Raw genomic sequence first — 2,760 nt, 5'->3', positions numbered from 1 at the left:
ACTTCGAAGTTGAATTCGCGTAGTACGTCACAATTAATAGCGCCATATTAATCCACACCATCAATCAATATTTACAGACCAGATTTCTTTGGTATAGGAGATATTATTCCATCTATCATGATTTGCCCTGGCATTATAGATGTTTGAGATTGATAGCTTTGCGCCGTAGCGAGAAGTTCGGGCTGTGCGATTGGTTTAAGTGCCTCGATAACTTCAACAATAGAAAACTCTCGTCGTGAAACCAACTCTTTGACTACCTGCCGATGAGAGGGTATTGGCAACGCGACTTCCTTTGGCATTTCGGCATCAGCATATATAAACTGCTGCACTATTCCCCATGCACTAAAAAAAACTTCCATAAAAGACTGGTCATAAGGTAATGGGCATATGATTAGATTTTTTCTATCATCCTTTTTAATTTTATCAGAAGCTCCTTGGCTGGCACAATACCAACCCTCAGCCCATTAGCTGCCTCAAGTTGAGTCTGATTTATTTTTACGGTTGTTCCAATATATCTATCTCCATCTGTAGTACCAAGGAAAAGATCTGCCTTCCATAATCCGTTGATACTTGTTGGAAGAGATAATCTTGTTGTTGGGCGACGAAACGCCGCAGCCAAAGTGTTCAGATATCCTTTCAACTTTGGAGGCTGAGACTGCTTCCCTGTCAAAAGTCTAGAATCATCAGTAAGAACCTTTTCAGCCGTTGCAATTAACTGACTTGCTCCTTTTTTCTCTGCACCGAAAAGTATTGATTGATATGCCTTACCAGGAACTTTACATAATTTTAGGGCATCCTCTACACGTTCGAGCACATCAGAGTCTTTTTGCAAGATTGCATCATGAACAGCATATTCGAAACAAATTCCACAATCTCCATCGCCAGCACGATAAAGACGAGGAAGCATTTTAAGTTTTACACCAGACAATCCACCAACTTCATTAGCGACATCTGCCTTCAGACTTTGTAGCAACCCGTCCAAAATTGGTCTAACTACTGCGATCAGAGCTGCGACTTCACCAGCTACAGCATTTTGTTGGGTTTCAGAACGAACAGATATAGTTGACATAAAATCCCTCTTTTATCATTTTTGTTATGCTTTACCATCGAAGTGTTTATCGTTAGATTTTTCACCTCTAGCTAAATTAATAAATCCTAACTATTACCTGCTCCTAACTGCCTGGAGCAAGGCGGAGACATCCGGGCCAAAGGTGCGGCAGCGAATGGCCTCGCGAATATCCGCCTCGCCGTAACGGCTGGCCGGGTAGACCACCACGCAGGAAGTGTCACCAGGCGCGAGGAAGTGGGTCTCGCCGAAGGGGGTGTAGCGGGTGGCCCCTATGCTGATGAGCGCATGGGCCGGGTGCCCCGCCTGGGCCAGCAGCCCCTGGATATGCTCGGCCGGGCCCTCATCCTGCTGATGGTTGAACTTGTCGATGGCCCAGTCGAGCAGCTGCCGATGGAAGTAGCTGTAATCCACCGCCGCACTGTCAACCCCATAGGGATGCAGCTCGCCATCCCGTTCCAGGTAGCAGGCGATGCGATAGTCGTCTAGCTCGCACCCCGGGACAAAACTGCCGAGGGGCAGCAGAGTGGCCGCCAGTCCCTTGCTCTCCTCCCCCCAGTTCTTCTTCTCGCTGATCTTCCTGGCGTTGGGGCGACGGATGGAGCAGTCGTTGTAGGCGCCGAACGCCTTGGGATGGATGGCCACCACCTGCTCCCCTGCGTACTCCAGCTCACACCAGAGCGCCACTTCCGGCTCGATTTGCACCTTCTCGTCACCGCTCACCGCCGCCTCTGGCAGGAAGATGGCCTCACCGCTCAATGGGAAGACCCCGAGCTGGCCCGGATGATCCGGCACATAGAAGGGGAACAGCGCCTTGGGGGCAACCTTGTCCGCGACCTTGACGGCGACGAAATCTGCCGCCTCCCCTGCCTGCTCCAGATGGCCGGCGAAGTTGCCCGCCACCCCCAATCCGATAAAGCGGTTCAATCTGGTGATCTGCATCTGTGGCTCCATTGGCGCGGCCCGGGCCGCCGCCTCGTTGTCGATGTTCAGGGCGGCAGCACTACCGCCAAAGAGGGAGCTTATTAGAGCACAGCCCCCAGGCGGCGCCCAGTTGCCCGGCCGCAAGCTGTGCACCAGGGCGGATTTTCCCTCACCAGATGGTCATAAAGAGAGCAGTCGGCGCCAGGCTGTGATCCCGGTGCTTGGGCGAGCCCCGCGCTTTTGCTAGTCTGCCCTATTCATTTTCCGTTTGGGTGCCGGTGCCGAGCCATGACCACACATTTTCAGGGTCGCTTCGAGGTGGAGTTCAAATACCGCCTGGCAGATAGCGCGGCCTTCCTCCGTGCCCTCGAGGCCCTCGGCCCCGAGGTGATGGTGGCGGACAATCATGAGCAGGACTGCTACTTCGACACGGCGGACCGCGCCCTGGCGAGGGAGCAGAAAAGCTTGGTGATCCGCACCATGGCCCCCTCCGGCATCCGGCTCTGGATCGTCAAGGGACCAGGGCCCGATCGCTGCGAGGCGGTCAATATCACGGACGCGGACAAGGCCATCAGCATGGTGTGCACCCTGGGCTACCAGCCGGTGCTGACCATCGACAAGCGGCGCAGCATCTACTTCCTTGGCCCCTTCCACGTCACTGTGGATCACCTTGGGAAGGTGCGAATAAGCGGGGAAATTCTTCTCGGCTGACTCAGTCATTTCATTTCTTCATGTTTTAGCCGATTTTTTCTCCCGCAAATGCCTTGAAT

3 protein-coding genes and 1 pseudogene are annotated in these 2,760 nt (G+C 53.1%); 1 reads left to right on the top strand and 3 read right to left on the bottom strand.

Translation table 11 applies throughout. The annotated features are described in order from the left end of the window. Nucleotides 1-71 precede the first annotated feature (71 nt). The 3 genes from BN1127_RS22425 to BN1127_RS10700 form a co-directional block, all read right to left on the bottom strand. Nucleotides 72-359, bottom strand: coding sequence for a hypothetical protein (locus BN1127_RS22425; protein WP_197069638.1), 288 nt, complete (start codon nucleotides 357-359; stop codon nucleotides 72-74). Nucleotides 360-391: 32 nt separating this feature from the next. After that, entirely contained in the window at nucleotides 392-1,069 is a 678-nt protein-coding gene (locus BN1127_RS21445) for a hypothetical protein (RefSeq protein ID WP_197069637.1), read from the bottom strand. A gap of 93 nt (nucleotides 1,070-1,162) precedes the next feature. Then, complete coding sequence (locus tag BN1127_RS10700) at nucleotides 1,163-2,008, bottom strand: DUF5718 family protein (protein ID WP_042649432.1); 846 nt, start codon at nucleotides 2,006-2,008, stop codon at nucleotides 1,163-1,165. Nucleotides 2,009-2,278: 270 nt separating this feature from the next. On the opposite strand from BN1127_RS10700, the pseudogene BN1127_RS10695 reads away from it, so the two are divergent. Beyond that, nucleotides 2,279-2,662 (top strand): annotated as a pseudogene (locus tag BN1127_RS10695) (class IV adenylate cyclase); the annotation flags it as partial. Nucleotides 2,663-2,760: the final 98 nt, after the last annotated feature.

It is taken from the genome of Aeromonas media (genome assembly GCF_000819985.1).
Lineage (GTDB): Bacteria > Pseudomonadota > Gammaproteobacteria > Enterobacterales > Aeromonadaceae > Aeromonas > Aeromonas media.
The sequence above is the reverse complement of the archived record's forward strand: the minus strand, read 5'-3'. Positions and strand labels throughout refer to the sequence as shown.